Source organism: Pontibacter mucosus (assembly GCF_003054055.1).
Lineage (GTDB): Bacteria > Bacteroidota > Bacteroidia > Cytophagales > Hymenobacteraceae > Pontibacter > Pontibacter mucosus.
The window spans coordinates 319,540-336,588 of the sequence record NZ_QBKI01000002.1; the positions used below are offsets into that span (position 1 = coordinate 319,540).

Below are 17,049 nucleotides of genomic sequence, written 5' to 3' on the forward strand. Positions count from 1 at the left end.
AAAAGTATAAAATTCTTTGAATATAGAAGCCTGAAATGCAAAAAGCCCTGCTACCTTGGTAGCAGGGCTTTTTTATTGGATTGATTATGTTGACTTACCAACGGTTGCCGCTCAGAAACGGCCGCCTGTCAGTAGGCCTACCATTCATAGTCTCTTCTGGAAGAGGAACCGTAGGAGTAGGGAGGTCCGCTATAGGTGTTCCCGTACCCAGACGAGCTGCCATACCGGTTGCCGGTATTGTAGTCGCGGTCCCTGTCGCGGTCGCGCATCTCGTCCATTCTTCTGCGGCGCTCAGCCTCCTCATCCCCAAACCAGGATTTTATCTCATCACCGGCGCGGTCAAAGAAGCCTCTGTCGTCATCACGGTATCTGTCGCGGTCGTAGCCGGAAGAAGAGTGGCGGTCTCTGTCCCAGTTGCTGCTGCCGCTGTAACCAGATGATCTATAGCCTGTATTGTCTCTGTCGGAAGATCCGTAGCTAGAGCCCATGCTTCTGCCGGAGTAGCCCGTGCCGTAGGTGCCCATGCCGTATGTGGAGCCGCTGCCATAGCCTGTTGATCCGCTGCCGCTTCCGTAGTTTCCGCTATAGCTGGAGCCGCTGCTGTACGTAGAGCCTGGGCTGTAAGACGAGCCGGAGCCATAGGAAGATCCTGAGCCGTAGCCAGAACCAGACGAACGTCCATAGTTAGAAGAGCCATAGTTACTGCCGCTCCAACGGCCGCTGTCGCGCATCTCGTCTCTTCTTCTGCGGCGCTCGGCATCGTCATCGCCAAACCAGGACTTTACTTCATCCCTGGTGCGGTCCCAGGTATCACGGTCTCCGCTGCTGCGGCCGTAGTCTGAGCTGTAGCCCGAAGAGCCGTAGCCATAGTTAGAAGATCCGGTACCGGCAGAGCGGCCATAGGATGACGTGTTGCCATAGCCCGAACCGGTGTATGCATCCTGGCCGGAACCAAAACCTGATTGGCGCGAGCCATAGCCGGACGAGGAAGAATCGTAGCCTGTGCGGCGGCTACGGTTTGTCAGGTCAAAATCGTTTGAATAATAGTTTCTGGCAGAACCTCTTGACTGGGTCCTGTCATTGTCGTTGTACGGGTTGTAGCCCGAGTTCTCATAGCTTCTCATAGCTTTTCGTTTTAATTTAAAGATGTTACGGCGTTAAAAAAGAACGTTTTACGAGCGCATTTATAGGAAAATGCGTTCGCAGTGTTTTTTACGGAGGTCAGGATGATATGTTATCCTGACCGATAGTTAAGTAGGATTTACCTGTTTGTGTCCGCCTCCATTTTCAGTAAAGCTCAGCTATTTTATACTTTGCGTTTTTTTGTGCAATTCCATGGCTGCATTGCGTTTGCGCGTAGTTGCTGCTAAACATATTTTAAATTGTACTTTATTCTTATGTATGGATATCTTGCTTTTTCACTAAAGCTATATTGATTAGTCCTAATATACTATTATTTAGTGTGTTGTATGCTGATTTTTAGGATTAGTTCCATGTGGAAAATATAATTAAATTTGTAAAATTTTACTGAATTGTTTTGTAGGTTTGGTGGCAATGTATAACTTTGCGCTGCGTTGGATAGGAGCGGCCGCGGTAAATACTGGCTAAGTAGTACAATTTTGCTGCGCAACGACCTAGCGACTGCAAGTTATTTTAGCCAAATTACCTATGAAACTGAAAACAATCCTCGCCTCATTAGCTGCTGTAGCGGTACTTACCTCTTGCGAGGACATCTTTGAAGGCGGCAGCCTGCAACCAGACGGCTCAACCCCAAGCCTGACCATCAACAACCCGAGTAAAAACCAAAAAGTGACGGCTACCACAGGCCTGAGGGTGAATATTACGGCTGTTGACAAGGACAACGTGGAGAACCTGACCTTTACGCTGCGTGGAGAGGGTTCGGAGAGGGCCGTGATAAACTTCAGCACCAAACCGGGCAGAAAGGTAGTGGAGTTTGACACCACACTGAACGTAAGCGGCGTAGCGCCTGGTACCTACGAGTTAGCTGTTTCGGCTACGGATAAGCGCACAAACCTGACTGTGCAGCAAGTGCCTGTACTTGTGAAGTAATTAAACGAACGTATACTTTTCCTGTTGAGGCGGCTATAAGCAATTATAGCCGCTTCTTTTTTTATCAGAATTCTTGCCCGGCCAGATCAGAACTGGTACACGACCTGCCACTGCTCGTTTAGGGTAAGCGAGGCATCGAAGGGTTCTCCGGTTTTCTGGGAGATGAAGCCTTTGATCTTCGGCGTCTTGCCTTTCAGCAGCAGCGCTGCAATCTGCTTTTCCGACAGCTGTTTGCCGCCCATCTCGAAGGGCACCACAAACTGGCAGCCCTCCCGGAACCGGCTGCAGCCATAGGCCGCCTTTCCCTTCAACAGTTTTCCCTGCTTGCAGCGCGGGCATTGCTCAAATGGATCTTTGGCAGTAGCTTTTTCTACCAGTTCTATTTGCAGCTGGTTGTCGGCGCCCAGTTTCAGGATGGCGTCAAAGCTTTCGCCTTGCTCGTTTTTAAGCCCTTTGATGGTGGGTGTCTTTCCCTTGCTAAGCAGGGCCTGCACCTGTTTCTCAGTCAGCTCCTTGCCATGCTGCGCAATCGGGATGAGGAAGCGGCAGCCTTCTTTGTAGCGGATGCAGCCATAAGCCTTGGAGCCTTTGAGAATGTGGCCTTCTTTACAAGCGGGGCAGGAGCCAAGCCCTTGAGTTGGGGCCGTTTCCTTCTTTTCCGTTGGCTTGGCAGTGGCTGGCTTTTTGCCTTTCGCGGCAGGTTTTTCCTCCTGCTGCGGCTCCAGCGTCACGGTAGCGCGATCATACTTTACCTCCTGCACCAGGTTGGTGACAAACTGCTCCAACTCCTTCAGGAAGGACTCAGCCTTAAACTCCCCACCCTCAATCTGGCGCAGCTTGCGCTCCCACTGCCCGGTCATCTCCGCCGACTTTAGCGTCTCGTTTTTGATCACGCCAATCAGGTCAATGCCCATCTGCGTGGGTACGATTTTCTTTTTCTCCTTGCGGATATACTGGCGCTTGAACAGGGTTTCGATGATGGCGGCACGGGTAGAGGGGCGGCCGATACCGTTTTCCTTCAGCGCCTCCTTCAACTCCTCATCGTCCACCTGCCGGCCGGCTGTTTCCATGGCGCGCAGCAGGGTGGCCTCGGTATACTCTTTGGGCGGGTTGGTCATTTTCTTTTCCAGCAGCGGCTCGTGCGGCCCGTGCTCGCCCTTCTCAAAGTGCGGCAGCACACCGGCGGTTTCCTCTTCCTCCTTGCCTTCTTTGCCTGCTGGCGCGTCCGACGATTTCACGTCCTCGGCCCCGTACAGCACGCGCCAGCCCGGCTCCAGAATCTGCTTGCCACGCACCCTGAAAGTATAGCCCGCCGACTCGGCCATCACCGTGGTGTTGCTCACGATACAGTCCGGGTAAAAGGCGGCGATGAAGCGGCGCGTGATGATATCGTACACATCCGCTTCGCGGCCATACAGGTTGCTGGCCGAGTCGCCGGTCGGGATAATGGCGTGGTGATCGGTCACCTTATTGTTGTTGAAGACTTTCTTCGTCTTGCGGATCTTGCTCTGCAGCAGCGGCGCTACCTCCTGCCTATAGTTCGTCAAACCGCCTAGGATGCCCGGTATTTTCGGGTAGATATCGTCGGGGAGGAAGGTGGTGTCTACGCGAGGGTAGGAGACAACCTTCTTCTCATACAGGCTCTGCACCGTCTTCAGCGTCTCATCGGCCGACAGGCCGTGCTTGTTGTTGCACTCAATCTGCAGCGAGGTCAGGTCGAAGAGCTTGGGCGGCGACTCGGTGCCCTTCTTCGTCTCCACGTCCGTTATCGTCAGCTCATCCTGCTTGATGGCCTCCATAATCTTCCGCGCCTCCTCTTCCTTTTGGAAGCGGCCGTTGGTGCTCGCAAAGGTAGTGTCGCGGTACACGGTTTTAAGCTCCCAGTAAGGCTGCGGCACAAAGTTGGCAATCTCGTGGTGGCGGTTCACAATCATGGCCAACGTGGGCGTCTGTACCCGGCCAATGGATAAAGTCTGGCGGCCGCCGTTGGCATACTTAAGCGTGAACAGGCGCGTGGCGTTCAGGCCCAGCAGCCAGTCGCCGATGGCGCGGCTCTTGCCCGCCTGGTAGAGCAGGTCAAACTCAGAGCCTTCCTTCAGCTTGGCGAAGCCCTGGCGGATGGCATCCTCGGTGAGCGAGGAGATCCAAAGGCGCTTGAAGGGTTTTCTATACTTGGCCTCGGTCAGCACCCAGCGCTGAATCACTTCCCCCTCCTGGCCGGCGTCACCGCAGTTAATCACCTCTTCGGCGTTTTCCAGCAGCCTCTTGATGATGCCGAACTGCTTCTGCACGCCGCTGTCGTTCATCAGCTTGATGCCATACTTCTCGGGCAGCATGGGCAGGTCGTAGAGGCTCCAGCGCTTCCACTCGGGGCGGTAGTCGTCGGGCTCGCGCAGGGTGCAGAAGTGGCCGAAGGTCCAGGTGACCTGGTAGCCGTTGCCCTCAAAGTAGCCGTCTTTTTTTGTCTTGGCGCCAATCACCATGGCAATCTCGCGGGCTACACTTGGTTTCTCAGCAATGCAGACTTTCAAGCTGTTAAGGGGTTAGGTACGTGACAAACAGAATCCAAATTTAACGTTTTTATACCGCATCTGCGAATATTATCCCCACTTAAACAGCCCGCCGGGGCAGTGGATGTGTAAACATTTATCCGGATGGATGGTTTGGGAAGCACCATCGTATACAAAGTATAAAAGCGGCTAGGGCTAAAGTATAAACCTATGGCTGTAATTGCTTATTAGAAGTATAGTGCTACTATTAGGGCCTTTAGTGCTAAACATTGGGCTCTTTGTGAATGTATTACGGAATGAAAAGACTACTACAGAATTATACATGCTTCCTATAAAGAATAAGTATAGCCGCGGTTTGATAGCTGCGGGTATATTAGCGCTGGGCGTACTGGGGCAGGCCTGCGAAGAGTTTGAGTACAGCCCCTACGAAATCAGGCTGCGCGAGGACGAAAAGAACATCAACGCCCGGAATCTGGCACGCATCCACGACCTGGGTCTGACGGCATCTGATACGCTGCGGTTTATACTTACGGCCGATACACAAGGGTTTTATGCCGAGAACGAGCAACTGGTGGCGCACATCAACCAGCGCGACGATATCGACTTTGTGCTTATCGGGGGCGATTTAACGGACTTTGGCCTGACGAAGGAGTTTCGCCTCGTGCACCAGGATTTTAAGACGCTCAAAGTACCTTACCTGGCCGTGGTGGGCAACCACGACGCCATCAACAATGGCAAGCAGGTGTTCACGGCCATGTACGGCGATTACGACCTGAGCTTTACGGTGGGCAACTCCCGGTTTATACTTCTCAACACCAACTACCTCGAGTTTGACCAGAAAGTGCCTGACCTGGACTGGCTGGAAGCCGAGCTGCGGGCTGCGCAGGAGTCGGAGAACATCTTTGTGATTTCTCACATCCCGCCCACCAACAAAGAATTTGGGGAGGAAAACGGCGTGCGCTACGGCCAGCTGATGAACCAATATAACGTGACGTACTCCCTCCACGGGCACAACCACGGCTACAAGTTGCACTTTCCGTTCGGGGAGGGGGTGCCGGTGCTGGAAACCGCTGCCACCGAGAAACTGGAGTACATCGTGTTCACGGTGATTGGAGGTAAGGTAAGCTTTCAGCGTGTTTTAATTTAGCCTCATCCCTTTATGCAGATAAAATTACTAGTATCTATCATCTGCCTTCTAAGCCTGCCGTTTTATACGTTGGCGCAGGAGGATACCACAACTACCTCCCGAAAATGGTACGCACCCGACGCGCTGACGCTTCAGTTTGCCGGCAACGTAGGTATGTTTGCCGTGGGGCCGAACTACAGCTTCTCCGATGGCAAAGTGAATGCAGAACTGCTGTATGGCTTTGTGCCAAAATTCGATGCCGAGGAAGTGTTGCACCTGCTCACCCTCCGGGGTATTTACAAGCCGATAAAGCGCGTCGAGCTCAGCGAGAAGTATAAACTTACGCCCCTGCGCCTGAACCTGGGCCTGAGCTACTACTTCCGAGACCAGTTTTCTACCTCCTGGGACAGCTCTTACCCCAAGAATTACTACTGGTGGACGAGCAGCCTGCGCGTAACAGGCGGACTTGGTGCAGAACTGCACCGCCCCATCGCCAACAGCCGAAGTATAAAAGAACTGACGCTCTACGGCGAGATTGGCACCTACGACCTGATTGTGACCTCAGCCGTGAAGGACCCATCCCTTACTGCCTGGGATATCGTAAGTTTTGCCTTGGGTGTGCGGGCAGGATTTTAGCCAAAGCCGTATACTGGAGCTGAAGCAACACAGTGAAAATGCAGCCAATCGGGAAAATCATTGTTATACTGGGGGCTATACTTGTCGTGATTGGGGTAGTCGTATGGCTGGCCGGTGACAAGTTCAGCTGGTTTGGCCACTTGCCCGGTGATATTCGGGTGGAGAAAAAGAACATGCGCTTCTATGCGCCCATTACGAGTATGATCCTGCTCAGCATCCTGTTCTCGCTGGTGCTATGGCTGGTGCGGAAGTTCCTCTAAAGCAAGGCCATACTTTATACTTTTATACTTTGGCCATACTTTCCTAACTTGTCGCCGCCAAAGTATAAACCCTGACAAATTTCAAGCTCCGCAAGTATAAGTGGGGCGACAAAAGAATGGATGGCAAAGGATTTTTGGTTGAGGCAATCTGAACAGGTATGCACCTTAAATGGCTACGCTTGTGCTGAGTGACTTCTCAAGCAAAGTCTTTTATCCTTTGTCTTTTGTCTTAGTGTTGCTTTGGCTTTTCTACTGAGCCATGTTTTTTATACTTTCCAAAACCCTTGATTTCCTGCTGATGCCCCTGGTATGGGTGCTGGTTTTGCTGTTTCTGGCGGTTTTTCTGAAGTCGGTAAAATGGCGACGCATTAGCCTGGTGAGCGCGCTGGTGATGCTCCTGTTCTTCAGCAATCCCTTTTTCGCGAACCTGGCCTGGCGTGCCTGGGAGGCCAAACCGGTGCCGGTAAGCGAGGTAGGCACCTATGATGTGGCCGTGGTACTAACGGGCGTTACCTCCTTTAAACCTGACATCACCGACCGCGTGCACACGAACAAGGGGGCAGACCGTTTTCTGCACACGCTGCAGCTCTACCGCCTGGGCAAGGTCAACAAGATATTGATAACCGGCGGCAAAGGCTTTCTGATGGACGAAATGGTGCCGGAGGCCGAGCAACTAAAGCGCGTGCTGCTGCTGGCTGGTGTGCCCGAGGAGGACCTTATTGTTGAGACCGGTGCCGTCAATACCCGTGAGAATGCTGTTTATGCTGCCCAGGTGCTGGCGCAACACCCAAGCTGGAAAAAGGTGCTGCTGGTAACTTCTGCCTTCCACATGCGCCGCTCCGAGGGCTGTTTCCGCAAAATAGGCGTCACCTTCGACAGCTACCCGACTGACTTCTATTCCTCCGAGCCTATCCTCACCCCGGATTATACTTTCATGCCCAGCGCCGTCGCCTTCGAGAACTGGCACCACCTGATTCATGAAATGGCGGGGTTTGTAGTGTATAAGGTGTTGGGGTATAGTTAAGAAGTTGCTGGTTATTAGTTATTGGTTTTGTTTAGATGATAGTATTAACTGCTTGCTCTGTTCCGGGCAGTTTTGTTCGGATTATGGCTATACTTCTAATCCACCGCTGGCGCGAGTTTGCAACTCGTGCCTACTATGAGGTTGGGTTTGCAACCCAACTGGCTCGCAGAGCCATACTTTATACTTGGGCCATACTTCTATACTTTCTCTGGCGCAAGCGTCCGCTTGTGCCTTCTACTTCGGCCATACTTTCGGCTATACTTTCCTAGCCCCTGCTTCCTTCCACTTGAACCAAGCTATCCTTATTAGCTTCCGTTCATCCTCCAGACTTACAAACCTACAGTTCCACCTCTTGCTTTCTGCCCTCCCAGGCCGGGAGGCCTCGCCTTCGGGCATCGCGCTGTGTTCCCTCCTTGCCTCGCTCACGCTCAGCATGCCCTTAACGGGCACCGGATCTCACAAGGCGCTCAACCCAAAGGCTGGGAATCATTCGATAGCCGCTGCCTCTGCTACTGGAAAGGATAGTATAAATTAATAATATATAAACTGTCCCCTTGAGGACAAACAAGAACGAGAGTTCGCCGTTTGCGAGCTTCGCTCAATAGGGGTGTTTTACACTTTAACTATGAAACTCATACTTCAGCCAAAGAAATTACAGACTCCCCTCCTTGGCTAAGGAGGGGTTAGAGGTGGTTGGACCCGGCACTACAAAACTCCCTCCCCTGTTTTTAGGGGAGGGCAGGGGTGGGGTTTTATTCTATTCCACCCAAATACTCTTCTGGTTCACGAACTCACGGATGCCCAGGTAGGACAGTTCGCGGCCGTAACCGGACTTTTTGATACCGCCAAACGGCATTTCGGGTGAGGATGCTACCATGGCATTGACGAACATGGCCCCTGTTTCTACTTTGCGGGCCACGCGCAGGCCACGCTCCTTGTCCTGCGTCCACACGGCCCCGCCCAGCCCGAAGCGGGAGTCGTTGGCTACTTGAATGGCCTCTGCCTCGTCTTTTACCACCATCACGGCAGCTACAGGGCCAAACATTTCCTCCTCGTAGGCGGGCATGCCAGGCTTCACATTCTTCAGAATCATTGGCTTAAAGTAGGCGCTGTCTTTATTCTCGCGACCGCCATCGAGTACAACCTCAGCTCCCTGCTCTACAGAGCGCTTCACCTGCTTTTCCAGATCCTCGGCCAGGTCCACGCGCGCCAGAGGGCCATAGTCAATCTCGTCTTTCAACGGGTCACCGGTTTTCAGGGCCTGCATATTTTCCCTGAACTTCTGCAGAAACTGCTCGGCTATACTTTCCACCACAATGAAACGCTTGGCTGCAATACAGCTCTGGCCCCCATTCACCATCCTCGACTTCACCGCAGTTTCGGCAGCTTTGTCCAGGTCGGCATCCTCCAGCACAATAAAGGCGTCGCTGCCGCCCAGTTCCAGCACGGTCTTCTTTATCTCCTGGCCGGCTTTCTCTGCTACCTTTGCGCCTGCGCCTTCGCTGCCTGTCAGGGTTACCGCCTTTACGTGCGGGTGCTCTATCACCGCATTCACCTCCTTTGAGCCAATGAGCAAGGTCTGGAAAACGTTGTCGGGGAAACCGGCTTTGCGCACAATCTCCTCCATAGCCAGGGCACATTGCGGCACGTTGGAGGCATGCTTGAGTAAGCCCACGTTGCCAGCCATCAGGGCCGGGGCCAGAAACCGGTAAGCCTGCCAGAAAGGGAAGTTCCAGGGCATTATGGCCAGCACCACGCCCAGCGGCTCAAAGGCAATCAGGCTGCGATCGGCCTTCGTTTCCACCTCCTCATCCGCCAGAAAATCAGCGGCGTTATCGGCATAATAGCGGCAGGCCAGCGCACATTTTCTGACCTCCGCGATGGCTTCTTTCAGGGGCTTTCCCATCTCCAGCGAAATAATGCGGCCATACGTTTCCGCTTCGTTTTCCAGGATCTCGGCCTGCCGGTTCATGTAGGTTGCACGCTCTTCAAAGCTGGTGTGGCGCCAGCGTTGGAAAGCTTCTTCAGCGGCCTCAATTTTCTGATTTACTTCCTCCGAAGTATGTGGCGTAAAGGTTTTCACTACCTCGCCGGTGGCTGGATTAACGGTTTCTATCGGCATAGTTTTATTTCTTCAGGTTGCGGTGTAAATATACGCATCGTGGCGCACCCGGGCCGAACAATCGTGCGTAAAGCAGCCTGTCCGCCCTGACATGGATAACATTTGCGGCCGGTTTAAGTTTTGCATACGATTGATGTTAAAAATGCTTAGATTTGAAGAGTAAACCTTGCAACCCGTTGCGTTTCAAGTACTAAGCAGGGGTTGTAGCCATTGTTAAAATCATACTTTAGTTGAGGTCGCTTTGAAGAAACTGCTGCTTTTCTGTGCTTTATGCTGGCTAACCTTGTTGCAGGCCTGTGGGCAATCCACAGACAGGGCATACGTGCTGATGCTGGAGGGACTTTACCAGAAAACGGTACCCACAATAGACCCGCTAGAGCTGAGAACCACCCTCACCTTCGATGCTGTAAAGCCCCTGCTGATCGACACGCGGCAGCAGGAGGAGTATGAGGTGAGTCATCTGAAGGGCGCCCGGTTTATGGACTACGAAACCTTTAATATGGATGCGCTGCAGGAGGTGCCCAAAGACACGCCGATTGTAGTATACTGCTCGGTTGGGTACCGCAGCGAGCGGGTGGGGGAGCTGCTGAAAGCGGCAGGATTTACCAAAGTGCGCAACCTGTACGGCGGCTTGTTTGAGTGGGTGAACCGCGGGTATGCTGTGCACAACAGCCAGGGCAGAACAAACAAAGTACACGCCTACTCCAAAACCTGGGGAGTATGGCTGCAGAAAGGGGAGAAAGTATATGGAAAAGAGTAAGCTGCTGTTGCTGTTTGTGCGCAACCCGGAGCTGGGCAAGGTAAAAACCCGGCTAGCTGCCTCCGTAGGCCCCGAAACGGCGCTGGAAGTATACCTGCACCTGTTGCAGCACACCAAACAAGTAACCCAGGATCTGCCGGTGGATAAGCTGGTATACTATGCCGGTGGCGTGAACGAACAGGATGTATGGCCCAACAGCCGCTACAAAAAACGGGAGCAGGCAGAAGGTGACCTAGGCGCGCGCATGCAGGCCGCCTTTGCCGATGCTTTTCTGGAGGGCTATACTTCGGTAGTGATCATCGGGAGCGACTGCCTGCAGCTGACACCAGAAATAATTATGCGTGCCTATAAAGAGCTGGAAACGCACGAAGTGGTAATCGGGCCTGCACTGGACGGCGGGTATTACCTGCTGGGGATGAACTGCCTGTACCCGCAGCTTTTCCAGAACAAATCCTGGAGCACCGAACGCGTGTTTTCTGAAACCATCCAGGACCTCCAGCGCCTGCACCTGCCGTACGCCCTTTTGCCCCGCCTTTCTGATATTGACCAGGTGGAGGATCTGGATGAGGAGCTGCTGCGTAGCTTTGGGCTGTAGGATAGTACTTCCTTATACTTTCTTGTAGATGCCCACCCCTAATTTCTCCAAGGAGCAGGGGCGTTTCATTCTGGTAGACTTGCTCGTTATGGCGCGAGCGTCCACGCTCGTGACCGGCTATAGTTTGGGCCTCTGGCCCAGTCGGATTACAAATCCGACTTCATAACAAGGCACGGGTTGCAAACCCGCGCCAGCAAGTGTGTTAGCTTTTAGCAAATGGCATTTGCAACTGGCTTCACACCCCTATAGTCCCCTCAAGGGGACAGTTTTCTGTAGAACTTAACGGCTCGCCGCTTCCAGCGCTAGGCTACAGCCATAAGTATACTTTGACCAGTCTAAATCACTCGGTTAAAGAGATTGCTTTCTGCTGAGCTGGTTCCTGGATTTGCTGCTTTTCGAGCAAGGCATCGTAGCCGTACACATCCTCTCTAAAATGCACCTCCATCTGCTCGTTTACCCAGGAAGTGAAGTATACCATGTGCAGCGGAACAGGCTTCCTGACACGCACATAGTGGTTTGGCTTTCCCTGCGCCCATAGTTTGTCCACTCCCTCGGTAGTATAGCCGGAGCCGCGACTGAGCAGGTAGTACGCCAGTTCCACAGGTTTCTCCAGGCGCACGCAGCCATGGCTGAAAGCGCGGTGCGGATGGTTGAAAAGCGCCTTGGCCTGAGTGTCGTGGAGGTACTGCGGCAGGCGGTTCGGGAACGGGAATTTCACCTGGCCCAGCTCGTTATCCAGCCCGCTCAGCTGCGTGATGCGGTAGTTGAAGTTGGCCCGGTTTATACTTTGCCAGTCTACCTCCCAGGGGTTAACACGCACCCAGCTTCCGCTGTCGTTTCGCTCCAGTATCATGTTCTTTTTAGCCAGGTAACCGGGGTTGCGCCGAAGTATAGGCACAATTTCGTTCACGGCGATGGACGTGGGCACCTGCCAGTATGGGTTCAGCACCACCATGTCCAGCTTGGAGTGGATGGGGTAGGTTTTTAGCGTAGGCTTGCCAATCACCACGCGCATCTGCAAGTACACCTGGCCGCTGTCCACCACCAGCATTTTATACTCTGGCAGGTTTATCACGGCGTAGGGTTCCTGCTCTTTTACAAAGGTGGAGTCGTAGCGGGTGAGGTTGATGCGCAGTTGCTCCAGCCGTTTGGCCGGAGGCACGTTTAGGGCGGCCACGGTGTTAGGGCCAACAACGCCATCGGGCTTGAGTCCGTGGCGGCGCTGGAAAAGCTTCACCGCCGTGCTCAGCCCCGAAGTATAATCCGGGGTGTTGTAAGAGGAGTCCAACGGCAGATCGCCGGTGAGCAGGAGGTTGTCCTGCAGTTGCGTGACAAACAGGCTGCTGTCGCCGGGGCGTAGCAGGAGGGTGTCCGGGAAAGTATGCCAGTGGTCGGACTGGGCGATGGACTCGTACCGAAGTATGGCCTGCTCCATCCGCGCTTTGCTGTAAGGGGCATAGCCTGGCTGCTCCTGCCCCTGCGCAAACACCCTTGCTACCCCCGCCAGGATGAATAAAAGTATGTGCAGTAGGCTGAGCATTCGGAACAGAGTTGTGTCTGTTAAAGTATACGTTGCAAAGCTTCTGCCTGCCATCGGTGTTCTCTTTTTCATATCCGGCTAAGGTAGTAGCTTTGCAAAGCATTAAAAATGACATATATCCCTCAACCACAAAGTATAAAATGATATCCACCATTGATAAGCATACCCTAACTTTTCTAGCAGACCTGTCGCGGAACAACACGCGTGAGTGGTTTAATGAGCACAAGCCGCGTTACGAGAAGGCCCGCAAAAATTACCTGAGCTTTCTGGATGAACTGTTGCGGGAAATGGAGCACTTCGAACCCGCCGCCCGGGGCCAGCAGGGCAAAGACACAGTTTTCAGGATTTACCGCGACGTGCGCTTCTCAAACGACAAGCGCCCTTACAAAGACCATTTCGGGGCCTATGTGGCAGAGGGAGGGCGCAAATCCGTACTTCCGGGCTATTACCTGCATTTGGCCGGCGATAACCGGTCGTTTCTGGCAGGAGGCCTCTGGTACCCGCCGGCTGCTGAGCTAAAGGCCGTGCGGCAGGAGCTGGATTACAACCTGGAGGAGTTTAAGCGCATCGTAGAATCCGAGGACTTTAAAGTCCGGTTTGGGGAAATAGAAGGGGAGCAGCTCAAAACCACGCCCAAAGGTTACGAAAAAGACAACCCGGCCATCCATTACCTGCGCTTCAAAAGCTGGAATGCGGTGATGCCACTCTCTGATGAACAAGTGCTGCGCCCGGATTTCCTGCAGCTGGTGCTGGAGTCTTTCAGGATGCTGAAACCGCTGAACGATTTCTTAACGCACCCGCTAAAGGACATGGGAGAGGAGTAGGTTCGTTATCCGTTGTAAGTTATTCGTTATTAGGTACTTCGTGCGCAGCTGCTTCTTGGTTTGTCTTAGACCTGGCGCAGAATTTATCTGGCGCGAGTCTCCAGACCCGTGACTTACTATAATGTTGAGTCTCTGACTCAACTGGGCCGGAGGCCCAACGATAGCCGGTCACGAGCGTGGACGCTCGCGCCATAGAAAGTGGGTCTACCAGAATGAAACGCTCCTGCTCCCAAGAGGAAAATTCCTGTAAATGAAATAATGATTCCCCTCTTGTGAGGGGTAGGTTTATACTTGTATCGAAGTATAAATGGCAACTTGAGGTATCGCTATACTTCAGGTTAAAGCTATTTCTCCAACTCACCCAGCAGGCCGGCCACGTCGAGCGGGTGGGTGTACATGTCCAGGGATCCATCCGGCTTCTGCGGCCATTGGTCCTTGGGCCTGTCCCAGTACAGTTCCACGCCATTTTGGTCTGGGTCATTGAGGTAGATGGCTTCTGAAACGCCGTGGTCGGAGGCACCTGTCAACGGGTACCCAGCATCCACCAGTCGCTTAAGAATGGTCGCCAGATCTTTACGGGTAGGGTAAAGAATGGCTGTATGGAACAAACCTGCTGAATTTCTGGGGGCAGGAGGCCCGTTTTTGCTGTACCACACGTTCAGGCCCAGGTGGTGGTGATAACCTCCGGCCGAGATAAAGGCGGCGTCTTTCCCGTACATCGTCGTTATTTCGAACCCGAGCATCCCGCAGTAAAAGTCGATGGAGCGCTGCAGGTCTGCCACCTTCAGGTGCACGTGCCCGATGCGGGTTGCCGCCGGTATTTTATACTTGTCATCGTTTTCCATAGGTGCCGGTTTTGGTGTCATACTCTGTAAGGCGCACGAGCCATGCCAAAGGAAGTATAGTATAAGATTACCTCATCCCTCGCTTAATGCCTTTGCGCCTGAATTGTCGTGTACTCAGTACATATACGGCAGGCCTGTGATAAAAGCTTTGGCAGAACACGGCGGCCGCTGAAACCAGCCAGTTGAATGATATACATTCCAAGCAATCATGTATAGTTGGGCGGCATTTCTAGCGTTGAAACCGCATCCACAGTGCCTGTTTATACTTTCTTTTAAAAAACCATACTTAGCAGCAGCACCATCATAAAACCGGTAAGCGCAATCAGCGTGGTCATGACGGTCCAGGAGCGGAGGGTTTGGCGCTCGGTCAGGCCAAAGTATTTGCTCACCAGCCAGAAGCCGCTGTCGTTTACGTGCGAAAGTATACTTGCCCCGGACGCAATGGCGATCACCATCAGGGCGCGGTGCATGTCGCTGGTGGCAGTACCTTCCAGGAAAGCGGCCGTCATGCCGGCTGCCGTGATCATGGCCACCGTGGAGGAGCCCTGCAGGATGCGGATGGCAGCTGCCGTCAGGAAAGCGAACAGGAAGGCGGAGAGGCCGTAGCTCGTCATCACCTCGGCCAGCATTTTGCCCGCCCCGGTTTCTGTGAGTATCTGCTTAAACACGCCGCCCGCCCCGGTTATCAGGATGATCATACCGGCCGGAGCTAAGGAACTGGAGGTGATGGTGAGCAAATCCTGGCGGCTGAAGCCTCGTTTTAGGCCCAGCAGGTACCAGGCCAGCAGGTTCGCCAGGATAAGCGCCACAAAAGGATGCCCCAGCATTTTTATCCAGCTCTTGGAAGTATCGGTAAGGGGAATGCCGGCACCAAGTGGGCTGTCCAGGTAGGTGTTCATCAGGATGAGCAGCAGGGGGAGACCAAGCAAACCCAGGATCATGCCCGGAGATGGCAGTTTTTGCGGAGTGGCCTCTGCCTCTATGAAAGAAGCAGGCGTTTTGATGTGCATTCGCCTGGAGATGAAGCTGGCAAAAAGCGGTCCGGCTACAATAGTGGCAGGGATTCCTGCCATAAACCCCGCTGCAATCACCATCCCCAGATCTGCCCCGAGTATGTCGGCTACGGCCACAGGACCGGGCGTGGGCGGTATAAACGCATGCGTCACGGCCAGTCCGGCGAGCAGTGGCAAGCCATAAAACAGCAACGAGCGTCCTGTTTTCTTCTGCAGCGCATACACCACCGGCACCAAAATGACAAAGGCCACATCAAAGAAAACCGGTATACTTACCAGGAAGCCCGTAACTGCCAGTGCCCAGGAGGCACGCTTTTCGCCGGTTCTCTGAAGTATAAATGCCGCCAGCGACTGCACCCCGCCCGAGCTTTCCAGGATAGCGCCGAACATGGCACCCAGGCCCACCACCACCGCGATAAACCCGAGCGTGCTGCCCATGCCCTGCTGGATGTTGAGGATAATATCCGCAGCAGGCATACCCGCCAGCAGGCCCACCGCAATGCTGGCAATGAGCAGCGACAGAAAAGCCTGCAGCCTGAAGTATAAAATCAGCAAGAGCAGCAGCGCAATACCAGCGACAACGGCAAACAGCAGCGTGGAATCTATCATACATACTTTGTTTTCAGGGTGAGGGAAGTATAAACTAAGCAGCTTTTATGTTAGATGCGCTTAAATTTTAATGTTATGAAACAGCATCCACTGGTTCACGGTCTGGAGCCAGTATTTTAGAAAGTCCTCGCTGAGAAACTGGTTGGAGAAATCATTGAACCGCTGCACATGGATCCCGTGGTAATAAAGCCAAATAGCCAGGCCACCATACGGAATCAGCCTTTTTTCCTCTTCCGTGACATTAGAGACGGATTCATACCCCCTGTAAAAGCTGTCGCGCTTCTTTATGAATTCCTCTTTGTTCGGCTCATTTCTGAAAAAAAGCATGACGCTATACGCCATATCTAGGAACAGCCACCCATTGCCACAGTTGTCGAAGTCGAAGATGGTGATGTGAGACGCCTCTTTAATTTTCATGTTCTCATACCACAAATCCAGGTGGACAATGCCATGCCTTAAGTTATCCGAGTCTGCTCTTTCAAACACTGAAGAAACCAACAGGCTCGCCCGCTCCAGGTACTGCATCTCGTCCGAGGTGGAAGGGAAGTGGCTCCGGGATAGCTCGTAGGCCCAGCCGGCAAGTGTTTCCGCATCATACTTTTTGCGGTTCAAGGTTTTGTTTACCGTTGCCTGGTGCAGTTTGGCCATGGTGGTGCCGAGGTGATAGCAAACCTGCTCGCACGGATTTCTAATAGATTCTCCCTCTGCAAAGGAGAATAAAACCCCAAAACGCTCCCCTTCAACAGCGCTTAGTAGCTGTATGTAAGTAGAGCTTTTATCCTGGATGGGATAGGATACCGGGATGCCTTGCTCTTTTAAGTAGGTTAACAGCCTCAGCTCTTCGGCAATTTCAGTTTCGGTTTTCCAGTCGAGAAAGTAAACTCTGAAAACATACTTTTTATCAGGAGTGGAGACCAGGTACGTATGGTTGATGCCGGTTTTTAGGATCCGGCAAGTGGTATCCTGCGCAAATCCGTATTGCCTGATAACATACGCTGCCAGGTGCTCCGGGGAAAGTATAGAACTTAGCGCAGGGATAAACTGCATGTGATCGTGTCTTTAAGTAGATACAAACGCAACGCCTACTCCGTCTGCGAAGCCAGGTTCAGCGGCAA

General features: G+C 53.1%; 16 protein-coding genes. 9 read left to right on the forward strand and 7 right to left on the reverse strand.

What is annotated here, in order from left to right:
- Window positions 1-137 precede the first annotated feature (137 nt).
- Window positions 138-1,124, reverse strand: a complete 987-nt coding sequence (locus C8N40_RS04980) for an SWFGD domain-containing protein (protein ID WP_108210683.1) — start codon at window positions 1,122-1,124, stop codon at window positions 138-140.
- Window positions 1,125-1,668: 544 nt separating this feature from the next.
- On the opposite strand from C8N40_RS04980, the gene C8N40_RS04985 reads away from it, so the two are divergent.
- Window positions 1,669-2,070 carry an Ig-like domain-containing protein gene (locus C8N40_RS04985; protein ID WP_108210684.1) on the forward strand — a complete coding sequence of 134 codons (402 nt, stop codon included), beginning with the start codon at window positions 1,669-1,671 and terminating at the stop codon, window positions 2,068-2,070.
- A gap of 86 nt (window positions 2,071-2,156) precedes the next feature.
- Here the strand turns inward: C8N40_RS04985 and C8N40_RS04990 are convergent, their stop codons facing one another.
- Window positions 2,157-4,601, reverse strand: a complete 2,445-nt coding sequence (locus C8N40_RS04990; RefSeq protein ID WP_108210685.1) for a type IA DNA topoisomerase — start codon at window positions 4,599-4,601, stop codon at window positions 2,157-2,159.
- A 301-nt stretch (window positions 4,602-4,902) separates the two neighbouring features.
- On the opposite strand from C8N40_RS04990, the gene C8N40_RS04995 reads away from it, so the two are divergent.
- The 5 genes from C8N40_RS04995 to C8N40_RS22395 all read left to right on the forward strand — a co-directional run bounded on the left by C8N40_RS04995 (window position 4,903) and on the right by C8N40_RS22395 (window position 7,895).
- Window positions 4,903-5,727, forward strand: a complete 825-nt coding sequence (locus C8N40_RS04995; protein WP_108210686.1) for a metallophosphoesterase family protein — start codon at window positions 4,903-4,905, stop codon at window positions 5,725-5,727.
- Between the two features lie 12 nt (window positions 5,728-5,739).
- Entirely contained in the window at window positions 5,740-6,342 is a 603-nt protein-coding gene (locus C8N40_RS05000) for a hypothetical protein (protein WP_108210687.1), read from the forward strand.
- 38 nt (window positions 6,343-6,380) lie between these two features.
- A complete protein-coding gene (locus C8N40_RS05005; protein ID WP_108210688.1) occupies window positions 6,381-6,602 on the forward strand; it encodes a DUF2905 domain-containing protein in 222 nt (73 codons plus the stop codon).
- A 259-nt stretch (window positions 6,603-6,861) separates the two neighbouring features.
- Window positions 6,862-7,626: a YdcF family protein gene (locus C8N40_RS05010; RefSeq protein WP_108210689.1), complete on the forward strand. Its 765-nt coding sequence runs from the start codon at window positions 6,862-6,864 to the stop codon at window positions 7,624-7,626.
- A gap of 83 nt (window positions 7,627-7,709) precedes the next feature.
- Entirely contained in the window at window positions 7,710-7,895 is a 186-nt protein-coding gene (locus C8N40_RS22395) for a hypothetical protein (protein ID WP_146173511.1), read from the forward strand.
- Between the two features lie 488 nt (window positions 7,896-8,383).
- Here C8N40_RS22395 and C8N40_RS05020 read toward each other — a convergent pair whose 3' ends face one another.
- Window positions 8,384-9,748 carry an NAD-dependent succinate-semialdehyde dehydrogenase gene (locus C8N40_RS05020; RefSeq protein ID WP_108210691.1) on the reverse strand — a complete coding sequence of 455 codons (1,365 nt, stop codon included), beginning with the start codon at window positions 9,746-9,748 and terminating at the stop codon, window positions 8,384-8,386.
- A gap of 283 nt (window positions 9,749-10,031) precedes the next feature.
- Here C8N40_RS05020 and C8N40_RS05025 point away from each other — a divergent pair, with 283 nt between their 5' ends.
- Together C8N40_RS05025 and C8N40_RS05030 are read left to right on the forward strand one after the other, a co-directional pair.
- Window positions 10,032-10,508, forward strand: a complete 477-nt coding sequence (locus tag C8N40_RS05025) for a rhodanese-like domain-containing protein (RefSeq protein ID WP_245904997.1) — start codon at window positions 10,032-10,034, stop codon at window positions 10,506-10,508.
- Entirely contained in the window at window positions 10,495-11,103 is a 609-nt protein-coding gene (locus C8N40_RS05030) for a TIGR04282 family arsenosugar biosynthesis glycosyltransferase (protein ID WP_108210692.1), read from the forward strand. Before C8N40_RS05025 ends, C8N40_RS05030 begins: the two co-directional genes overlap by 14 nt.
- A gap of 340 nt (window positions 11,104-11,443) precedes the next feature.
- Here C8N40_RS05030 and C8N40_RS05035 read toward each other — a convergent pair whose 3' ends face one another.
- Complete coding sequence (locus C8N40_RS05035) at window positions 11,444-12,715, reverse strand: L,D-transpeptidase family protein (RefSeq protein WP_108210693.1); 1,272 nt, start codon at window positions 12,713-12,715, stop codon at window positions 11,444-11,446.
- 68 nt (window positions 12,716-12,783) lie between these two features.
- Here C8N40_RS05035 and C8N40_RS05040 point away from each other — a divergent pair, with 68 nt between their 5' ends.
- Window positions 12,784-13,467: a DUF2461 domain-containing protein gene (locus C8N40_RS05040; protein WP_108210694.1), complete on the forward strand. Its 684-nt coding sequence runs from the start codon at window positions 12,784-12,786 to the stop codon at window positions 13,465-13,467.
- A 344-nt stretch (window positions 13,468-13,811) separates the two neighbouring features.
- Here C8N40_RS05040 and C8N40_RS05045 read toward each other — a convergent pair whose 3' ends face one another.
- From C8N40_RS05045 to C8N40_RS05055, 3 genes are all read right to left on the reverse strand, one after another.
- Window positions 13,812-14,312: a VOC family protein gene (locus C8N40_RS05045; RefSeq protein WP_108210967.1), complete on the reverse strand. Its 501-nt coding sequence runs from the start codon at window positions 14,310-14,312 to the stop codon at window positions 13,812-13,814.
- 272 nt (window positions 14,313-14,584) lie between these two features.
- Entirely contained in the window at window positions 14,585-15,934 is a 1,350-nt protein-coding gene (locus C8N40_RS05050) for a GntP family permease (RefSeq protein WP_108210695.1), read from the reverse strand.
- Window positions 15,935-15,994: 60 nt separating this feature from the next.
- Window positions 15,995-16,981 (reverse strand): phosphotransferase, encoded by a 987-nt coding sequence (locus tag C8N40_RS05055; RefSeq protein ID WP_108210696.1) that lies wholly within the window; start codon window positions 16,979-16,981, stop codon window positions 15,995-15,997.
- Between the last annotated feature and the right edge of the window lie 68 nt (window positions 16,982-17,049).